At 75.2% G+C, this 17,005-nt stretch carries 18 protein-coding genes and 4 tRNA genes; 9 read left to right on the forward strand and 13 right to left on the reverse strand.

What is annotated here, in order from left to right:
- Window positions 1-53: 53 nt before the first annotated feature.
- The 6 genes from F8274_RS01660 to F8274_RS31100 all read left to right on the forward strand — a co-directional run bounded on the left by F8274_RS01660 (window position 54) and on the right by F8274_RS31100 (window position 3,943).
- Window positions 54-734: a response regulator transcription factor gene (locus F8274_RS01660; RefSeq protein WP_151460474.1), complete on the forward strand. Its 681-nt coding sequence runs from the start codon at window positions 54-56 to the stop codon at window positions 732-734.
- A gap of 7 nt (window positions 735-741) precedes the next feature.
- Window positions 742-2,133 carry a HAMP domain-containing sensor histidine kinase gene (locus F8274_RS01665; RefSeq protein WP_151460475.1) on the forward strand — a complete coding sequence of 464 codons (1,392 nt, stop codon included), beginning with the start codon at window positions 742-744 and terminating at the stop codon, window positions 2,131-2,133.
- On the forward strand, window positions 2,121-3,017 hold the full coding sequence (locus F8274_RS01670; RefSeq protein ID WP_225853543.1) for a Gmad2 immunoglobulin-like domain-containing protein: 897 nt from the start codon (window positions 2,121-2,123) through the stop codon (window positions 3,015-3,017). The genes F8274_RS01665 and F8274_RS01670 overlap by 13 nt, the downstream gene beginning before the upstream one ends.
- Window positions 3,018-3,081: 64 nt before the next feature.
- Complete coding sequence (locus F8274_RS01675) at window positions 3,082-3,561, forward strand: DUF2975 domain-containing protein (RefSeq protein WP_151460476.1); 480 nt, start codon at window positions 3,082-3,084, stop codon at window positions 3,559-3,561.
- The gene (locus F8274_RS01680; protein WP_151460477.1) at window positions 3,561-3,782 is read left to right on the forward strand and encodes a helix-turn-helix transcriptional regulator; all 222 of its coding nucleotides are present in this window, start codon (window positions 3,561-3,563) and stop codon (window positions 3,780-3,782) included. Before F8274_RS01675 ends, F8274_RS01680 begins: the two co-directional genes overlap by 1 nt.
- Window positions 3,779-3,943, forward strand: coding sequence for a hypothetical protein (locus F8274_RS31100; protein WP_192579662.1), 165 nt, complete (start codon window positions 3,779-3,781; stop codon window positions 3,941-3,943). Before F8274_RS01680 ends, F8274_RS31100 begins: the two co-directional genes overlap by 4 nt.
- A gap of 6 nt (window positions 3,944-3,949) precedes the next feature.
- Here the strand turns inward: F8274_RS31100 and F8274_RS01685 are convergent.
- The 5 genes from F8274_RS01685 to F8274_RS01705 form a co-directional block, all read right to left on the reverse strand.
- Window positions 3,950-4,022, reverse strand: a tRNA-Gln gene (locus F8274_RS01685).
- Between the two features lie 23 nt (window positions 4,023-4,045).
- A tRNA-Arg gene (locus F8274_RS01690) sits at window positions 4,046-4,118 on the reverse strand.
- Window positions 4,119-4,159: 41 nt separating this feature from the next.
- Window positions 4,160-5,359 carry an RtcB family protein gene (locus F8274_RS01695; RefSeq protein ID WP_151460478.1) on the reverse strand — a complete coding sequence of 400 codons (1,200 nt, stop codon included), beginning with the start codon at window positions 5,357-5,359 and terminating at the stop codon, window positions 4,160-4,162.
- A gap of 30 nt (window positions 5,360-5,389) precedes the next feature.
- Window positions 5,390-5,462, reverse strand: a tRNA-Glu gene (locus tag F8274_RS01700).
- 29 nt (window positions 5,463-5,491) lie between these two features.
- Window positions 5,492-5,564, reverse strand: a tRNA-Pro gene (locus tag F8274_RS01705).
- A 380-nt stretch (window positions 5,565-5,944) separates the two neighbouring features.
- On the opposite strand from F8274_RS01705, the gene F8274_RS01710 reads away from it, so the two are divergent.
- Entirely contained in the window at window positions 5,945-6,556 is a 612-nt protein-coding gene (locus F8274_RS01710) for a DUF6058 family natural product biosynthesis protein (RefSeq protein WP_151460479.1), read from the forward strand.
- Here F8274_RS01710 and F8274_RS01715 read toward each other — a convergent pair.
- Window positions 6,534-8,540: a translation factor GTPase family protein gene (locus tag F8274_RS01715; RefSeq protein WP_151460480.1), complete on the reverse strand. Its 2,007-nt coding sequence runs from the start codon at window positions 8,538-8,540 to the stop codon at window positions 6,534-6,536. The genes F8274_RS01710 and F8274_RS01715 overlap by 23 nt on opposite strands.
- A 145-nt stretch (window positions 8,541-8,685) precedes the next feature.
- Window positions 8,686-9,078, reverse strand: coding sequence for a hypothetical protein (locus F8274_RS01720; protein WP_151460481.1), 393 nt, complete (start codon window positions 9,076-9,078; stop codon window positions 8,686-8,688).
- Window positions 9,079-9,242: 164 nt separating this feature from the next.
- On the opposite strand from F8274_RS01720, the gene F8274_RS01725 reads away from it, so the two are divergent.
- The gene (locus F8274_RS01725) at window positions 9,243-10,046 is read left to right on the forward strand and encodes an alpha/beta hydrolase family protein (protein ID WP_151460482.1); all 804 of its coding nucleotides are present in this window, start codon (window positions 9,243-9,245) and stop codon (window positions 10,044-10,046) included.
- On the opposite strand, the gene F8274_RS01730 is transcribed toward F8274_RS01725, so the two are convergent.
- A complete protein-coding gene (locus F8274_RS01730; protein WP_225853544.1) occupies window positions 10,007-10,846 on the reverse strand; it encodes a M15 family metallopeptidase in 840 nt (279 codons plus the stop codon). The two genes, F8274_RS01725 and F8274_RS01730, sit on opposite strands and share 40 nt — an antisense overlap.
- Before the next feature lie 145 nt (window positions 10,847-10,991).
- Here F8274_RS01730 and F8274_RS01735 point away from each other — a divergent pair, with 145 nt between their 5' ends.
- Window positions 10,992-12,017, forward strand: a complete 1,026-nt coding sequence (locus F8274_RS01735; RefSeq protein ID WP_151460484.1) for a LacI family DNA-binding transcriptional regulator — start codon at window positions 10,992-10,994, stop codon at window positions 12,015-12,017.
- A 12-nt stretch (window positions 12,018-12,029) separates the two neighbouring features.
- Here the strand turns inward: F8274_RS01735 and F8274_RS01740 are convergent, their stop codons facing one another.
- From F8274_RS01740 to F8274_RS01760, 5 genes are all read right to left on the reverse strand, one after another.
- The gene (locus tag F8274_RS01740) at window positions 12,030-13,277 is read right to left on the reverse strand and encodes a D-alanyl-D-alanine carboxypeptidase family protein (RefSeq protein WP_225853548.1); all 1,248 of its coding nucleotides are present in this window, start codon (window positions 13,275-13,277) and stop codon (window positions 12,030-12,032) included.
- A gap of 159 nt (window positions 13,278-13,436) precedes the next feature.
- Window positions 13,437-14,492: a YbhN family protein gene (locus F8274_RS01745; protein WP_151460486.1), complete on the reverse strand. Its 1,056-nt coding sequence runs from the start codon at window positions 14,490-14,492 to the stop codon at window positions 13,437-13,439.
- Window positions 14,493-14,573: 81 nt separating this feature from the next.
- On the reverse strand, window positions 14,574-15,836 hold the full coding sequence (locus F8274_RS01750) for a D-alanyl-D-alanine carboxypeptidase family protein (RefSeq protein WP_151460487.1): 1,263 nt from the start codon (window positions 15,834-15,836) through the stop codon (window positions 14,574-14,576).
- An 11-nt stretch (window positions 15,837-15,847) separates the two neighbouring features.
- Entirely contained in the window at window positions 15,848-16,279 is a 432-nt protein-coding gene (locus tag F8274_RS01755; protein ID WP_151460488.1) for a protein-tyrosine phosphatase family protein, read from the reverse strand.
- 108 nt (window positions 16,280-16,387) lie between these two features.
- Window positions 16,388-17,005 (reverse strand): hypothetical protein, encoded by a 618-nt coding sequence (locus tag F8274_RS01760; protein WP_151460489.1) that lies wholly within the window; start codon window positions 17,003-17,005, stop codon window positions 16,388-16,390.

Genomic DNA, 17,005 nt, shown 5'->3' on the forward strand with positions numbered 1-17,005 from the left:
ACCGTCCGTTGCGCCCACGCCCCCGGCGTCGCACCGGACTACCCTGGGTGGTCATGGAGGGCCGTGTGCTGGTCGTCGAGGACGACGCCTCCATCCGGGAGGTGACGGCCCTCGGCCTGCGCCGGGCCGGGTTCCGGGTGGCCACCGCCGCCGACGGCCCGGCCGCCCTCGCCGCCTGGCGGGCCGGCCCGGTCGACCTCATCGTGCTCGACGTGATGCTCCCCCGTCTGGACGGATTCGAGGTGTGCCGGGAGATCCGGCGCACCAGTCAGGTGCCGATCCTCATGCTCACCGCCCGCACCGACACCATCGACGTGGTGGTCGGCCTCGAATGCGGGGCCGACGACTACCTCCGCAAGCCGTTCGACCTGCCGGAGCTGGTCGCCCGGGTCCGTGCCGTGCTCCGCCGGACCGTCGCACCGGCTCCCGACACCACCGTGACCGCCGGGCCGCTGGAGATCGACCCGGCCCGTTTCGTGGCCCGCCGGGACGGCCGCGAGCTGACCCTCACCGCCACCGAGTTCCGGCTGCTGCTGGAGCTGGCCCGGCGCCCCGGCCAGGTGTTCACCCGCGAGCTGCTGCTCGACCGGGTGTGGGGACACAGCTACCTCGGCGACTCCCGGCTGGTCGACGTCGCCGTGCAGCGCCTGCGCGCCAAGGTGGAGGACGACCCCGCCGCGCCGACCCTGATCCGGACGGTCCGCGGGGCCGGCTACAAGCTCTCGACGGGGTGAGCGCGCCATGGTGGCCGGCAGAGTCGTACCCGGGCGGCTGCGGCGCCGGCTCGTCGTCGCGTTCGTCCTCGTCGCCGGCATGTCCGCCGGCACGCTGGCCACCGGGTCGTACCTCATGCTGCGGCAGGCCCGGTTCGACGGCTCGCTGCAACGCGCGGCCGCCGACGCCCGCTACCAGTTGGTGGTGGCCGCGCAGTTCCTGCCGCTGACCGACGCCCGCCGCACCGACCTGCTGGCCAGCTTCGAGGAGTCCGGGCGGCACGTGCTGCTGGTCGCCGGGGACACCCAGGCGTCCAACCCGCGCTACGCGCCGACGCCCGACCCGGACCTGCGCGCGAGCGTCGCCGCCGGCCAGCTCGGCTTCCAGCGCACCTCCGGCCGGCCCCACCTGCTGGTGGTCGGCGGCCGGATCCCCGGCTCCACCGTCGAGCTGTACGTGGTGACCGTCGAGGACGACCTCGTCGACGCCCTCGACCAGCTCCGCACCGCCTCGATCGTCGGCTGGGCGGCGGTGGTGCTGCTCGCCGCGGGCGTGGGCAACGCCCTCGCCCGCCGCACCCTGGAACCCGTCGGCCGGGCCAGCCGGGCCGCGCGGGCCGTCGCCGAGGGGCTGTTGCACACCCGGCTGCCGGTGCGCGGCCGGGACGAGTTCAGCGCCTGGGCCAGCTCCTTCAACGAGATGGCCGAGGCGCTGGAAACCAAGATCGAAGCGCTGTCCCAGGCCCAGGCCCGGGAGCGGCGGTTCACCGGCGACGTGGCGCACGAGCTGCGTACCCCCGTCACCGCACTGGTGGCGGCGGCCTCGCTGCTCGCCGACCAGCTCGACGCCCTCCCGGCCGACGCCCGCCGCGCCGCCGAACTGCTCGTCGCCGACGTGGTCCGGTTGCGCCGGCTGGTCGAGGAGCTGATGGAGATCTCCCGCCTGGACGCCGGCCGGGAGGTGCTCGCCACCCGCCCGGTGGACGTCGGGGCGCTGCTGCGCCGGATCGTCGCCGCTCACCCGGACGCCGCCCGGACCACGGTGGACGGCGACGCGCCGCCCGTGGTGACCGACCCGCGCCGGCTCGAACGGGTCCTGAGCAACCTCGTGGCCAACGGGATCGAGCATGGCGGCGGCGACCTGCGCGCCGAGATCCGGCACACCGGCGTCGACCTCGTCATCGACGTCGCCGACCGCGGGCCCGGCATCCCCGCCGAGCACCTGGCGCACCTCTTCGACCGGTTCTACAAGGTGGACCCGGCTCGCACCGGCCCGGGCAGCGGGCTCGGCCTGGCCATCGCCCGGGAGAACGCCCGGCTGCTCGGCGGCCGGCTCGACGTGACCAGCGAGGTCGGCCAGGGCACCCGCTTCCGCCTCACCCTCCCCCTCGACACCGGGGGCACACCATGCGACGCCTGATGCCGCCGCTCGCCGCGCTGCTGCTGCTCACCGCGGGCTGCGTCCCGCCGCGGACCGGCACACTCGGGCCCGCCCCGGCCGGGCCGTCGCCGACCACCAGCGCCGCCGCCGCACCGACCGGCGCTCCCGCGCCGACCCCGCCCGCGCCGGGCATCCCCACCACAGCCGCCACGACGGGTACGCCGACCAGCGCCGCACCGACCGGGCCGGACGGGACGCTGACCGTGCAGCTCTGGTTCGCGCGGGCCGGGAAACTCGTGCCCACCCGGCGGACGCTGCCGGCCACCGTGGCCACGTCCCGGCTGGCGCTCACCGAACTGGCCGCCGGCCCGTCCCCGGCCGAGCGGGCCGCCGGCCTGACCACCCTGGTCCCGGCCGGCACGGAGGTCACCCGCATCGCCGACGGGGTGGCGACGCTGGTCCCCCCGGCCGATCTCGACGCCGGCGGGACGGTCACCGCGCGGCTGCGGCGGGCCCAGGTGGTCTGGACGCTCACCCAGTTTTCCACCGTCCGGCGGGTCGCCTTCGCCCCGACCGACACGGCGACCGGGCGGGACGACTACGCCGACCTGCTGCCGCCGATCGTGGTGACCGCCCCGGCGATCGGCGACCGGCTCGCCAGCCCGGTCACCGTCGCCGGGACCGCCGACGTGTACGAGGCGACGGTGAGCGTCCGGGTGCTGGACGCGGCGGGCCGGGAGATCGGCACCGCGTTCACGACGGCGTCCTGCGGCTCGGGCTGCCGCGGCACCTACCGGCTGAACGTCCGCTACCGGCACGCCGCGGCCGGACGCGGCACGGTCGAGGTGTACGAGGTGTCGGCGCGCGACGGCTCGCGGATCAATCTGGTGCGCGTCCCCGTCGACCTGGCCGCCGGCCGGTGACGGAGGCAGAGCTTGTCGCGCGGAACCGATTGCCTTTCGATAGGTTACGAGCGATAGTCGATGCATGTTCACAGCTCAACGGGCGGTGGCTCCGCTCAAAGCCTTCCTCGTGCTGCTGTTCGGAATCCTCGTCCTGTTCCAGGTCATGTCGCTGCCGGGGCAGTTCGCGCACATGGCCAGAGAAAATCCGGACCTGGCCTACCTGAGGTGGCCGGCGACCGCGGTGTCGGTGTTCTGGGTGCTCTGCATCCAGGTGGTGATCGTCTGCACCTGGAAGCTGCTCACCCTGGTCAAGAAGGACCGCATCTTCAGCGAGGCGTCCCTGTCGTTGGTGGATGCGATCGTGTGGGCGATCGCCACCGCGTGGGTGGTGCTCGTGGGCGTCTTCCTCTACGTCGGCTTCAACGCGAACGACCCGGGACTGCCGCTCCTGCTCTTCCTGCTGGTGACCGGGGTGACCGTGCTGGGGCTGCTGATGGTGGTGATGCGGGAGCTGCTGCGGCAGGCCACCACGCTTCGGACCGACATGGAAGCGGTGATCTGATGCCCATCGTCGTCCGCATCGACGTCGAGCTGGCCAAACGCAAGATGAGCGTCGGCGAGTTCGCCGAGCGGGTCGGGCTCACCCCGGCCAACGTCGCGGTGCTGAAGAACGGCCGGGCCAAGGCCGTCCGCTTCAGCACCCTGGAAGCCATGTGCCGGGTTCTGGACTGCCAGCCCGGTGACCTGCTCGAGTGGGTCGAGGAACAGGGAGAAGACCGATGAAGTACGCACTGGGCCTCGTCGCCGTCCTCGCCGTCGCGCTCGGCGTCGCCGGCTTCGTGTACGGGGAGGCCGACGACTCGCCCGGCCTCCAGCTCCTGGCCGGCCTGCTCGTCATCGGCGCGGTCGCGGTCGGCGTGCGGATCGTCCGGCGCAGCCGGTAGGCGTCGCTGCGAGCTGAGGATTCGAACCTCAATTCCCCGATCCAGAGTCGGATGTGCTGCCTGGTTGCACCAGCTCGCAGGGGATCCGCGGACCGCGGACCGTGCCCCGACCAGGATTCGAACCTGGGCTCTCCGGTTTCGTAGACCGGCGCGCTCTCCGCTGCGCCACCGGGGCGGACGACCGGCGCCCCTCCCCCTCGCGGGGCGCCGGTCGGTTCAACCCTTCACACAGACGACCTGCTTGAGGTGGGCGACCACCTCGACCAGGTCCTCCTGCTGGGCCATCACCTGGGTGATGTCCTTGTACGCGCCGGGGATCTCGTCGACCACCCCGGCGTCCTTGCGGCACTCGACGCCGGCCGTCTGCGCGGCCAGGTCGGCCGTGCTGTACGTCCGCTTCGCCTGCCCCCGCGACATCCGCCGCCCGGCCCCGTGCGACGCCGAGCAGTACGCGTCGAGGTTGCCCCTGCCGCGCACGATGTACGACCCGGTGCCCATCGACCCCGGGATGATGCCCAGGTCCCCGCGGCCCGCCCGGATCGCGCCCTTGCGGGTCACCAGCACCTCGACCCCGTCGTAGCTCTCCTCCGCCACGTAGTTGTGGTGGCAGGAGATCGGCTCGTCGTAGCCGACCTGCGGGAACTCGTCCCGGACGACGCCGCAGAGCAGGGCGAGCATGACGGCCCGGTTGCGGCGCGCGTACTCCTGCGCCCACCAGAGGTCCCGGCGGTAGGCGTCCATCTCCGGCGTGCCGGCGAGGAACACCGCGAGGTCCCGGTCGGGCAGGTCCACGTTGTGCGGCAGCCCGCGGGCCACCGCCATGTGCCGCTCGGCCAGTTCCTTGCCGATGTTGCGGGAGCCGGAGTGCAGCATCAGCCAGACCCGGCCCTCGTCCGGGCCGCCCTGCTCCAGGCAGACCTCGACGAAGTGGTTGCCGCCGCCGAGGGTGCCCAGCTGGCGCTGGGCCCGGGTCTCCAGCTGCGCCACCTTCCGGTCGAGGGTGGCGAAGCGCCGCCAGAACTCGTCCCAGCCGCCCTGCTCCAGCCCGCGCACCCGGCGCGGGTCGACCGCGTCGGCGCGCATGGCGAAGCCGACCGGGATGGCCGCCTCGATCGCGGTCCGCAGCGGGCCGAGGTCGTCGGGCAGGTCGGCCGCGGTGAGCGAGGTGCGCACCGCGGACATGCCGCAGCCGATGTCCACGCCGACGGCGGCGGGCGAGACGGCCTGCCGCATGGCGATGACCGAGCCCACAGTGGCGCCCTTGCCGAAGTGCACGTCCGGCATGACGGCGACGCCCTGCACCCAGGGCAGCGAGCTGATGTTGCGCAGCTGCCGGGCCGCCTGCGCCTCGATCGTGTAGGGGTCGGTCCAGACCCGGACCGGCGCCCGGGTACCGGCCAGCGGGGTGAAACCCATCGTCGTCTCCTCGGTTCAGGGGTGGTGTCGTAGGCCGTACGGGACTCGAACCCGCAGCCTCCCGGGTGAGAATCGGGTGAGCTTCCAATTGCTCCAACGGCCCGCGGAACGGCGGGTGCCGTCCGTGTGAGGTCCGGGACCGCGGAATCGAACCGCGTGTCTCTCGCGCCCAAGGCGAGCGGGTCAGCCAGCTCCCTCGTCCCGGTTGCTCTTCCGTTGAGGTACGCCCCTCGGACCCGGTGAACGAAAAAGCCGCCCGGTCCCTGGTCACGGGGCGGGCGGCTGCGCGTTGTGTCGCGCCGGCGCTTAGTCGCGCCACCACCCCGGTTGCCACTGCTGCGGTCGGCAGCGACCCTGGCCCGCTTCGCGCGGCAGGGCACCGCCGCGCGGCGCGGGCCGCTCGACCTCGGTGCGATTCTGCTGCGACACGGTGTGCTCCCTGGGCGGTGGAACCGGTTGATGTTGGCCCGTTCACGGTACGGGCGGGGGCCGGAGTGCCGCAACGGATATTGGCGAGGACGTTTCGGCCGGCGCCGAACGGACTCCGGTCTAGCGTCGGACCAGGCAAAACGGAAGGGGTACGGGATGGACCTGCGGTGTCGGGTGGCGGAACGGTTCCGGGAGGTCAACGGGGAGCACCCCATGACGGCCGCGGACGACGCGTACGTCAGCGCGCAGTTCGTGGTGCTCGACGCGCTGTGCGCGGCGTCCGGGCGGGACCCGGACGGCGTACGCCGGTTGATGCTGGACCGGCGGTTGCCGCTGCCGGGCTACCTGCGCTCGGACGGCGCGGAGATGGTCCCGGCGGACCTGTTCGCGCTGGCGGAGCGTGCCGGCGGGGTGGACGCGCTGCCCGGGTGGTTCGTGGGGCAGTGGGCGGACCCGGCGGACGGCGCGGAGGAGTGGGACGCCTACCTCAGCGGCCAGTACGTCTGCCTGCGTGCGGTGACGCCGGAGTCGATCCGCCGCAAGGGCGAGCTGACCACGGCGATCGGGGCGGCGCCGGCCGAGCCGGACGCCGGGTCGCCGGCCTGGCTCGACCGGCTGCACGCGCTGGTCGACGAGTTGGACGCGCTGGAGCCGGCCTTCACCGGCTACGACCGGCTCCGGTTCGGCGGCCCCACCTCCCGCGACACCTGCGTCGACGCCGTGCGCGCCCGGTATCCGCGGCGGGTCAGCGCGCCGACCGGCCGGTGACCCGGCGGGCGACGGCCAGCAGGTACTCCCTGCGGTGCAGCGGGTCGTGGTCCCAGCGGGGCCGGCTCGGGGCCGGCCCGCGCACCGGCCGGTAGTGGTCGAACTCGGCCTCCAGCGTGCCCTCGCCGCGGGTGAGCCCGGGCAGCCGCTGGTCCAGCGCGTGCACCCGCCCGGCGGGCACCTCCCCCTCGACCAGGTAGGAGGCGCCGCGCAGGGTGCTGGTGCGGGGCGCCGCGCCCAGCCCGGCGAGCACGGGCAGCACCGTGCCGACCAGGTCGGCGGGGAGGTCGAGCCGGAAGCGGTGCACCGGCTCGTGGACGCGGGTGCCGGCGCGGGTCAGCGCGGCCATCAGGACCAGCGGCGTGAGGTTCCGGAAGTCCCCGGCCGTGCTGGACATGCTCTTGTCGAACACGCCGTGGGCGTGGCTCTGCCGCGCCCAGTAGCCGCCGTGGGTGAGGGTGACCACGCAGTCGATGACGTCCCAGCCGTGCAGGCCCTGCCGCAGGGTCTCCCGGACGGTCTCCTCGATGGCCTTGAGGAAGGCCAGGGGCATCGAGCCGAGTTCGATGCCGAGCCGGAACGCGACGCCACTGCCGGCCGGCCCGGGCTCGACGCGCAGGCCGACGGTGCCGAGGAACGGGTTGGGGTCCCGACCGATCCACTCGACGGCAGTCCCGACGCCGACCACCCGCTCCACGCAGACGGTGGTGGTCTCCCGGAAGGTGACCGGGACGCCGTAGTCGTCGGCGAGGGTGGCCTCGATGACCTCCTTCTGCACCTCGCCGTAGAGGGACACGGCGATCTCCTGGCGCCGGTCGTCCTGGCGCAGGTTGATCAGCGGGTCCTGCTCGGCGAGCTGGGTGAGGGCGGCGTGCAGGGCCGGGCGGTCGGCCGGGCGTACCGGTTCGACGACGGTCTCCAGCGTGGGCGGGGCGAAGTGGCGGCGGGCGGCCGGACGCTCGGGCGGGACGCCGAGCACGTCGCCGACGCGGACGCCGGCCAGGCCGTGCAGCCGGACGATCCGGCCGGCCCCGGCCGCGTCGCCGGGCGTCGCGTCGCCGCCCTCGAAGACGCCGAGGGCGGTGACCCGGGCCTCCTGGCCGTCGCCGTGGCGGATCCGGTCCCGGACCCGCACGCTGCCGGCGAAGATCCGGGCGTACGCGACCTTCTCCCCGGCAGGGCCGCGCTCGACCTTGAAGACGGCACCGGAGAGCGGGGCGTGGTCGTCGCCCGCGGTGGCCGGGAGCAGCGCGGTAACCGCGTCGATCAGCTCGGCCACGCCGGCGCCGGTGATGGCGGAGCCGGCGAGCACCGGGTGCACCCGGGCGCGGGCGGCCTGCGCGGCGAGCGCCGTCCGCAGCCGGTCCGGGGTGACCGCCCGCTCGTCGGCCACGTACGCGGCCAGCAGCGCGTCGTCGTGCGCGGAGAGCAGGTCGACCAGGTCGGCGTGGTGGCCGGGGTCGCCCGGCGGGTGCGGGACCCAGCGCGCGCCCGGGGTGCCGGCCGCGTCGACCCGGCCGAGGGCGACGACGTCGGGAGTGAGCCGGTCGGCCAGCTGGCGCAGCACCCGGTCCGGGTCGGCGCCGGCCCGGTCCACCTTGTTCACGAAGAACAGGGTGGGGATGCCGAGGCGGCGCAGGGTGCGGGCCAGCACCCGGGTCTGGGCCTGGACGCCCTCGACGGCGGAGACCACGAGAACCGCGCCGTCGAGCACGCCGAGCACGCGTTCCACCTCGGCGATGAAGTCGGGGTGCCCGGGGGTGTCGATGAGGTTGACTGTGGTCCCGGCGACGGCGAAGGAGACCACGGCGGAGCGGATGGTGATGCCCCGCTGCCGCTCCAGCGCCATCGTGTCGGTGCGGGTGTTGCCGGCGTCGACACTGCCGGGCTCGTCGATGACCCCGGCGCTGTGCAGCAGCCGTTCGGTCAGGCTGGTCTTACCGGCGTCGACATGGGCGAGGATGCCGAGATTGAGGGTTTTCACGCAGCGTCATGTCCTTGTGGTCGGCGGTGATTCGCTTCTGCGGGGACATGCACGCGGCTCGCATCTCGAGCTCCTCCTTCCCTGGCTGTCGTGGTCGATTGCAGCAACCGGCGCGGGCGCCGGCAACCGAATTACCGGTGGTGCGCTACTGGGCGTGCGCCACCGGGTGGCGCTTCATCTCCTCCATGAAGGGATAGCGCGCGGTCAGCTCGGCGAGGGTGCACCCGGCCCGCCACGCGGCGGCCACCTGGGCGACCTGGAGCAGGTCGGTGGCGTCGCCACGGGCCTGCATCTGGCCGGAGACCCGGAGGTCGATCATGAAGTAGCGGGCCTGGGAGCCGAGGCTGACGCAGACTACGCCCCGGTCGGAGGTCGCCTCGGCGCAGGTGAACCGGCTGCGCCCCTGCTCGGGGGCGGTCACCCGGCCGATGTCGAGCTGGTGCCGGGCCGCGGTCTGCACGAGTGCGGGAGCCAGGCCGCCCGGCTCGACCAGGTCCGGGTAGAGGCGCACACCCAGTGCTGTCGACACGTCGCTCATGACTGACTCCCACTTCCTCGTGACAGAGACCAGCTGCACGCAGGTTACGGGTGTGTTTCCGGCGCGCCTGGTCATCCTGTCCCCCCTGGACGCCCCACGGCAATAGGAACGGTCGATTCGACCACCTTCGGGCCAGCCCGCGGCGCCGGGTACGCTCCCGCTGCATGGCCCGGATCCGGTGTGACTTCTTCTCCTCGGCGCTCGGCATGGGCACGTCGATGACGGTGCTGCTGCCCGACCGCTCGGCCGGGATCGGCATGGCCGGCGGGGCCACCGCCGGCGACCCGCCGGTGCTCTACCTGCTGCACGGCCTGACCGACGACGACACCATCTGGACCCGGCGCACCGCCATCGAGCGGTACGTCGCACCGCTGGGGCTGGCCGTGGTGATGCCGCAGGTGCAGCGCAGCTTCTACTGCGACGAGGCGCACGGCAACCGGTACTGGACCTTCCTCAGCGAGGAACTGCCCGAGGTGTGCCGGTCGTACTTCCGCCTCTCCGACCGCCCGGCGGACACCTTCGTGGCCGGCCTGTCGATGGGCGGCTACGGGGCGGTGAAGTGGGCGCTGCGCCACCCGGACCGGTTCGCGGCGGCGGCCAGCCTCTCCGGCGCCCTGGACGTCGCCCGCCGGCGCCACCACCCCACGAGCCCTCTGGACCCCGCCGTCTGGCACACGGTGTGGGGCGACCGGGAGGTGGCCGGCCCGGACGACGACACGGTGGCGCTGCTGGAGCGGGCCGGCGACGACGTGCCGGCGCTCTACGTCGCCTGCGGCACCGAGGACTTCCTGTACGCGGACAACACCCGTTTCGTGGAGACGGCGCGCCGCCGGGGCGTACCGGTCACTGTGAACTTCTCCCCGGGCGACCACGACTGGGCGTACTGGGACGCGAGGATCCAGGACGTGCTGGCCTGGCTGCCCCTGCGTCAGCGCAGCGACGAGCGGGCCACCGGGAAGTCGAAGTAGGTGTCCGGGTACGGCTCGTCGACGTACCGGTAGTGCCACCACTCGCGCGGGTAGTTCTCGAAGCCCTGCGCGGTCATGAGCCGCTTCAGCAGCTCCCGGTTGTCCCGGGCCGCCCCGGTGATCCGCGGGTCCGCCGTGTGCGCGCGGGGGTCGAAGCAGTCGAACCCGGTGCCCATGTCGACGGAGTTGTCCGGGAAGCGCCGGCCGGTCGGCGCGGTGCAGGCGGCCAGCGGCTGGCCCGGCACGTACGCCGGTTGGTCGGGGGTGGACGCCGGGACCAGGGTCAGGTCGAGAGTGCTCCCCCGGCTGTGTGCGGTCGGCGCGCCGATGTAGCCGTCGGCGAAGAGCCGGCCCTTCGGCTCGTCCGGATAGAACTCCCCCTTCATCTGCTGCTCTCCGGGGAGCTTCGCCCAGGCGACGAACTCGTCCACGGCCCGCTGTGGGCGGTAGCAGTCGTACACCTTGAGGCTGCGGCCCTGCGCCAGGGCGGTGGCCTGCACCCGGTGCAGCGCCTCCGCGGCCGGGCGGGTGAGCAGGCAGAGCGGCTCGGCATAGCCGGTGATCGGCCGGCCGACGAAGTTGTGCGCGGTGGCGTACCGGATGTCGGTGCGGACGCCCGGGTCGACGGCGGCCAGGTCGACGATGTCGGCCGGGGCGCGGGGGCCGCTCGGGCGCGCCGACGGCGTGGGCGGGGCGGACGGAGCGGGCGGCGCCGGGCGCGGCACGGGCCGCTGGCAGCCGGCGGCGAGCGCCGCGGCCAGCACGGCCAGGGCGGCCGCCACCCGTGTCCCGGTCCCCACCCTGCCGTGTCTACCAGCACGGCCCGGGCCGCGGGCCGGCATCGGCGGTTCGCCGGTCGACGCCCGTACGGCAAGATGGCCCGTGGGACGGGGCCGCCGTTCCATGCTCGGCGGCCGGAACTTCCGGCCGGTGAAGGAGACACGGGTGAACGCGGACGACGAGCCCAGGGTGACCATCACCGCGATCGCGCGGGAGGCGGGTGTCTCCGTGCCCACCGTGTCCCGGGTGCTCAACGGACGCTCGGACGTCGCACCCGACACCCGGGAACGGGTCGAGGAGCTGCTGCGCCACCACGGCTACCGGCGCCGGGGCAGCCGCACGGTGCGCCGGGCGGACCTGGTCGACCTGGTCTTCAACGACCTGGACAGCCCGTGGGCCGTGGAGATCATCCGGGGCGTGGAGGACGTCGGCCACGCCGCCGGGGTGGGCACCGTCGTGTCGGCGATCCACAGCGAGTCGACCTCGACCCGGAAGTGGTTGCAGAACCTGCGGGCCCGCGCCTCGGACGGGGTCATCGTGGTGACCTCCCACCTGACCCCGCCGGTGCACGCCCAGCTGCGCCGGCTCAACGTGCCGGTGGTGGTGGTCGACCCGGCCGCCGGCGTGCCGGACCGGGACGTGCCGGCGATCGGAGCGACCAACTGGGCGGGCGGCCTGGCCGCCACCGAGCACCTGCTGGGGCTGGGCCACCGCCGGATCGGTTTCGTGGCCGGCCCGACCCACCTGCTGTGCAGCCGCGCCCGGCTGGACGGCTACCGGGCCGCGCTGGAGGCGGCCGGCGTGCCGCCGGACGACCGGCTGGTGCAGCCGGGCGACTTCTACCACGCCTCCGGCTTCACCGCCGGCAGCACCCTGCTCGACCTCGACGACCCGCCCACCGCGATCTTCGCGGCCAGTGACCAGATGGCCTTCGGCGTCTACGAGGCCGTCCGCCGGCGCGGGCTGCGGGTGGCCGACGACGTGAGCATCGTCGGCTTCGACGACCTGCCGGAGACCCGCTGGGCCTCCCCGCCGCTGACCACGGTGCGCCAGCCGCTGGTGGAGATGGGCCGGCTCGCCGCCCGCACGGTGCTGCGCCTGGCCCAGGGCGAGGAGCTCGAGTCGCCGCGGGTGGAACTGGCCACCGAACTGGTGGTGCGGGACAGCACCGCGCGCCCCGCCGGCCGGTAGGCCGGAGCCCGTTCAGTCGTCGTCCGGAATCGCGCCGCCGAGGGTCGTGCCGGGCGGCAGCGCGGCGAGCGCGGCATGCCGGCGCCGCCGGGCCAGCAGCACCGCTCCCCCGGCCACCAGCACCACGCCCACCGCGATCGACGGCCCGGTGCCCGGCCAGGCGCCGGTGGCCGCCGAACCGGCGCCGGCCAGCCCGGCGCCCCCGGCGAACGCCGACGCCGCCCCGGTCGGCGTCGCCGCGGCACGGTCCAGCTCGCCGGGGCCGACCAGCCGGCCGACCGCCGCGTCCCGCGGCAGGCCGAAGCCCCAGTCGAGCAGGGCGGCCCCCTGCTGCCAGCCACGCTGGGTGGGGGTCTCCGCGCCGAGCAGGGTCACCACCAGGCGACGCCCGCCCCGTTCGGCCGCGCCAACGTACGTGTGCCGGGCCAGGTCGGTGAAGCCCGTCTTGCCGCCGATCGCGCCCGGGTAGTGGTCGAGCAGCATGTTGTCGTTCTGAATCTCGAACGCCTTCTCGCGCAGCGCGGGCTGGGCGGGAATCCGCGCGGTCCGGGTGGCGGTGTACCGGCGGAACGCCGGGTCGGCGAAGCAGGCCCGGGCGATCAGCGCCAGGTCGTACGCGCTGGTGAACTGCCCCGCACCGTCCAGCCCGGACGGCGTGACGGCATGGGTCTGCAACGCGCCCAGCCGCCGGGCCTCCTCGTTCATGGCGCGGATGCCGCCGGCCGTCCCGTCCGGGCCGCCGCCCAGCCGGGCCAGGGCGTTGGCCGCCTCGTTGCCGGACTTCAGCAGGAGCCCCAGCCAGATCGTCTCGATCCGGTACCGCCCGCCCTCGGCCAGTCCCACCGCCGAACTGCCCGGCTCGATGGCCAGGTCCTCGGCGGTCACGGTCACCTCACGGTCCGGGTCCAGCCTCGGCAGCATGGTGGCGGCCAGCAGCAGCTTCTGCACGCTGGCCGGTACGCCGTACTCGTGCGGTCCGCAGCCGCCGAGCACCGCGCCGCTGTCCACGTCGGCGACCACCCAGGAGGTCGCGGTCACCGCCGGCGGCGCGGGCGCGGCGGGCGGCAGGACCAGCCCGACGGTGGCCAGGGCGGCGCCGCCGACCGCCCGTGCGGCGGGGCCGGCGGCGGGCGGCGGCTGCGGCGGCCGGGTCGCCGGGGCCGGCACGTTCGGGCAGGGCGGCGCCCCGGCGGGCAGCCGGCCGGCAGGGGCGGCCGACGCCCCCGCACGGGCGGCCGCCGTGGCGGGCGCGGGCAGCATCGATGCCGGTACGAGCAGGGCGGCGGCCAACGCCACGGGCGGTCCCCAGGTCCTCATGGCCGGAGGCTAGCCACGCCGACCCGAACGGGTCGTCGGCTTGGGGATTCGCAGCACGGGGACGGCGGCGCGGAGTAGATTGCCCGCCCGCTCTGCCGGGCGTCACACCGCGCCACGCCGCACGAGCAGTCGTAACGCCAGGTAGCCGGGCAGCACCGGCAGCCAGAAGGTGGCCAGCCGGTAGACGAGCACCCCGGCCACCGCGGTCTCGATCGGGACGCCGTAGACCAACAGGCCGGAGACCAGGGCGGCCTCGGTGGCGCCGAGCCCGCCGGGAGTAGGCGCGGCACTGGCCACCCCCTCTCCCAGCACGCACACCAGCACCACCGGCGCGAGCAGCGCCGGCCGGGCGGGCAGGCCGACGGCGAGCAGCGCCAGCCAGAGCGCCGCGGCGTAGGCCAGGGTCAGCGCCACGCTCACCGTCAGCAGCGGCACGACCCGGCCACCGCGGACCAGTGCGCGCAGGGCGTCCACGACCTGGTGCCGGGCTGCCCGGAGCCGGGCCCGCCACGGGGGTACGGCGAGCGCCACGGCGACGGCCAGCAGCACAGCGAGCACGGTGAGCAGCACGACCAGACCCCGCCCGGCGGCGGCGTCGGCGAGATGCCGGCGGGTCCCGCGGGCGAACGGCAGCAGGACGGGCAGCAGCAGGACGACCCCGAGCACCCCAGCGACCCGGTTCACGGCGACCGCGGTGGCCGCCGCCGGCACGGTCAGTCCCTGCCGGTGCAGGTAGCGCAGGCTCAGCGCGGCACCGCCGAGCGCGCCGGGCGCGAGCCGGTTGACGAAGGCGGCGGCCACCTGGACGGCAACCGTGCGGCCGAGTGGCACCGGGCCGGCGACGGCGAGTTTCAGCGCCAGCGCGCTGAGCAGATAGGTGGCGGCCGCGGCGAGCAGGGAGCCGGTCACCGCGACCGGGCCGGCGTGCCGCAGGGCGTGTAGCGCGGCGCGTACCTGGCCGAGCTGCGGCAGCAGCAAGTGCACCAGCAGGCCGAGCATGACCAGCAGGAACACGTTCCGCGGGGTGATCCGCACGGCTCCGGCCAGGCGGTCGGAGTGCGGGTGACTCCGGCGCATCGCCGGCCTCAGCGGCCGGTCACCGGACGCCCGTGCACCGCTGCGGGCGCGACCGGCGTTGTTCCGCCGGCTGTCCCGCATGACCCGACCATAGGGGGCGCCCCGCCGGGGCGGGCGGCATCGTGCCCGATCCCCCCGACCGGTGCGCGGGCCGACGGCCGGTCAGGCGCGGCGGCGACCAGCCCGGCGGGACCGGCCGCGGCGGGCCACCACGACCGCCGCGAACCCGCCGACGATGAGCGCGAGCAGGCCGGCGGCGGGCACGATGACCTGCCAGTCGCCGTCGGCCATCCGGCGCAGCGCCGTCCCGGCCGGTCCGCGCCACTCGGGCGGCGGGGTCGGGCGGGCCGCCGCCGGGGAGCCGCTCGGGGCGACCCGCTCGGCGTCCAGCTCGCCGGGGTCGACCAGCCGGCCCACCGAGGCGTCCCGGGGCAGCGAGAAACCCCAGTCGAGCAGCTGACCGCCCTGCTGCCAGCCGCGTACCGGGCGGGACTCGGCGCCGAGCAGGGTGACCACGAGCCGCCGCCCACCGCGCTGGGCCGCGCCGACGTAGCTGTGCCGGGCCAGCTCGGTGAAGCCGGTCTTGCCGCCGAGGGCACCCGGGTAGCGGTAGATCAGCTGGTTCTCGTTCTGGATCTGGAAGCCGCCCTTCTTGAGCGCGGGCTGGGCGGGGATCTGGGTCCGCTCGGTGAGCGCGTACTGGCGGAACCGCGCGTCGGCGAAGCAGGCCCGGGCGATCAGCGCCAGGTCGTACGCGCTGGTGAACTGCCCGGGACCGTCCAGTCCGGACGGCGTCGCGGCGTGGGTCTGGCGGGCGCCCAGCCGGTGGGCCTCGGCGTTCATCTCGGCGACGCCGGCGCGGGCGCTGCCGGCGCCGAGCCGGGCCAGCATGTTCGCCGCGTCGTTGCCGGACTGGAGCAGCAGCCCCAACCAGAGCGTCTCCACCGGGTAGCGCCCGCCGACGAGCAGGCCGACGGCCGAGCTGCCCCGCTCGATGTCCAGGTCGGCCCGGGTCGCGGTGGCCACCTGCTTCGGGTCGAGCCGGTTCAGCAGGGTGGCCGCCAGCAGCAGCTTCTGGGTGCTCGCCGGGATGCCGTACTCGTGCGGGCCGCAGGCGCCGAGCACGGCGCCGGTGTCCAGGTCGGCGACCAGCCAGGTGGTGGCCGTGACCGCCGGGGGCGCCGGGCTGCCGGGGGCCGCCACGAGGCCCGCCGTGGCCAGCGCGTCACCGCCGACGGCCTGCTCCTCGGGCACGGGCGGTGGCGGGGTGGGGCGCGGCGGCCGGGTCACCTTCGGCGCCGGCAGCCGCGGGCAGGGCGCCGCCGCCGGTGCGGCGGTCACCGGCGGCGCCGCGTGCGCCGGGGCCGGCGCCCCGGTGACGAGCAGGGCGAGGACGGTGGTGGCGGCCAGGGCCCGGGCTCTCATGAAGAGGCACCCTACCGAGCGGCCCGGGCCACGCCGCGCAGCCATCGGCGCTGCCACGGGGTTTCCACCGCGCGGGGGTGGTACCGCGCCCGGACCCAGGTCACCGCCTGCCCGGGATCGAGGCCGTCCAGGACGGCGAGCGCGGCGAGGGCCGTCCCCGTCCGGCCGACGCCGCCGTGGCACGCGACCTCGACCCGCTCCCCCGCGTACGCGCGGCGCCACCCCTCGCGCAGCGCGTCGAGCGCGTCGGCGCGGTCCAGCGGCACCCAGAAGTCGGGCCACCGGATCCGCCGGGCCGGCCAGGCCGGGTCCGGCCCGGGGGCCAGCAGCAGGGCGAAGTCGGCGGGCGCGGCGGGCGCGGCGATCCGCCGCCCCCGTACGGTGGCGCCGCCGGGCAGCACCAGCAGGCCGGTGCGGTCCGTCCACGGCTGCGTCGGGTCCATCCGGTCATTGTGCAGCGTCGGGGACCCGCAGGCGTGAAGGTGCCCGCCGGACCACGTCCGGCGGGCACCTTCAGGAACGGTCCGGGCGTTGCCCGGGGTGTCGCAGGGTCAGCGGGAGCCGATCCCGAAGCGACCGCGCCGACGCCAGGCCAGCGAGAGCAGCACCAGCACCGCGCCCGCGCCGGCCAGGCCACCGCCGAGCTTCAGCGGGGTGCCGAGGCTGTCACCGGTCACCGGCAGGTTGCCGCCGCCCGGCCGCCCCGGCCGGTCCGGCCGCGCCGGCAGCACGATGCCCGTGGCGCTGTCCACCCGGTCCGCCTGGGTGGCGGTGAAGGTGTGCCGCCCGGTCCGGGTGGGCTTGTAGGTGATGGTGAACTCGCCGTCGTCGTCCGCCGTCACGGCGAACGCGGTCGGCGCCGGCTGCGGCTGCTGGTAGGCCACCGCGGTCATCGCGACGGTGCTGCCGTCGCTGCGGACCGACCCCTGGGCGGGCGCGGCGTTGGGGTTGCCGCTGATCGCCACGTTGATCTGGACGGCGCCGGCCAGGAAGCCCTCGCCCCGGATCGTGAAGGTTCCGCCGAGGCGGATGGTCGGCGGCGAGACGGTGAGCGTCGGATTCGTCGGCGGGTACACGGGCGGTTGCGGCTGTGCCGCGCCGGCCGCGGTCGGCACGGCCGCCACGGCCAGGCCGACCGTGAACGCCATGATGATGCGGGATAGCCGCAT

It is taken from the genome of Micromonospora sp. AMSO31t, from assembly GCF_008868175.1.
Taxonomy (GTDB): Bacteria; Actinomycetota; Actinomycetes; order Mycobacteriales; family Micromonosporaceae; genus Micromonospora.

Bases quoted from the DNA above. Each gene is read 5' to 3' on its own strand.
- F8274_RS31100 (WP_192579662.1), top strand. From the start codon at position 3,779: ATGAAGTACGCACTGGGCCTCGTCGCCGTCCTCGCCGTCGCGCTCGGC.
- F8274_RS01760 (WP_151460489.1), bottom strand. From the start codon at position 17,005: ATGCGGCTATCCCGCATCATCATGGCGTTCACGGTCGGCCTGGCCGTG.
- F8274_RS01670 (WP_225853543.1), top strand. From the start codon at position 2,121: ATGCGACGCCTGATGCCGCCGCTCGCCGCGCTGCTGCTGCTCACCGCG.
- F8274_RS01680 (WP_151460477.1), top strand. From the start codon at position 3,561: ATGCCCATCGTCGTCCGCATCGACGTCGAGCTGGCCAAACGCAAGATG.
- F8274_RS01695 (WP_151460478.1), bottom strand. From the start codon at position 5,359: ATGGGTTTCACCCCGCTGGCCGGTACCCGGGCGCCGGTCCGGGTCTGG.
- F8274_RS01725 (WP_151460482.1), top strand. From the start codon at position 9,243: ATGGCCCGGATCCGGTGTGACTTCTTCTCCTCGGCGCTCGGCATGGGC.
- F8274_RS01675 (WP_151460476.1), top strand. From the start codon at position 3,082: ATGTTCACAGCTCAACGGGCGGTGGCTCCGCTCAAAGCCTTCCTCGTG.
- F8274_RS01750 (WP_151460487.1), bottom strand. From the start codon at position 15,836: ATGAGAGCCCGGGCCCTGGCCGCCACCACCGTCCTCGCCCTGCTCGTC.
- F8274_RS01660 (WP_151460474.1), top strand. From the start codon at position 54: ATGGAGGGCCGTGTGCTGGTCGTCGAGGACGACGCCTCCATCCGGGAG.
- F8274_RS01720 (WP_151460481.1), bottom strand. From the start codon at position 9,078: ATGAGCGACGTGTCGACAGCACTGGGTGTGCGCCTCTACCCGGACCTG.
- F8274_RS01755 (WP_151460488.1), bottom strand. From the start codon at position 16,279: ATGGACCCGACGCAGCCGTGGACGGACCGCACCGGCCTGCTGGTGCTG.
- F8274_RS01665 (WP_151460475.1), top strand. From the start codon at position 742: ATGGTGGCCGGCAGAGTCGTACCCGGGCGGCTGCGGCGCCGGCTCGTC.
- F8274_RS01745 (WP_151460486.1), bottom strand. From the start codon at position 14,492: ATGCGGGACAGCCGGCGGAACAACGCCGGTCGCGCCCGCAGCGGTGCA.
- F8274_RS01710 (WP_151460479.1), top strand. From the start codon at position 5,945: ATGGACCTGCGGTGTCGGGTGGCGGAACGGTTCCGGGAGGTCAACGGG.
- F8274_RS01740 (WP_225853548.1), bottom strand. From the start codon at position 13,277: ATGCTGCCCGCGCCCGCCACGGCGGCCGCCCGTGCGGGGGCGTCGGCC.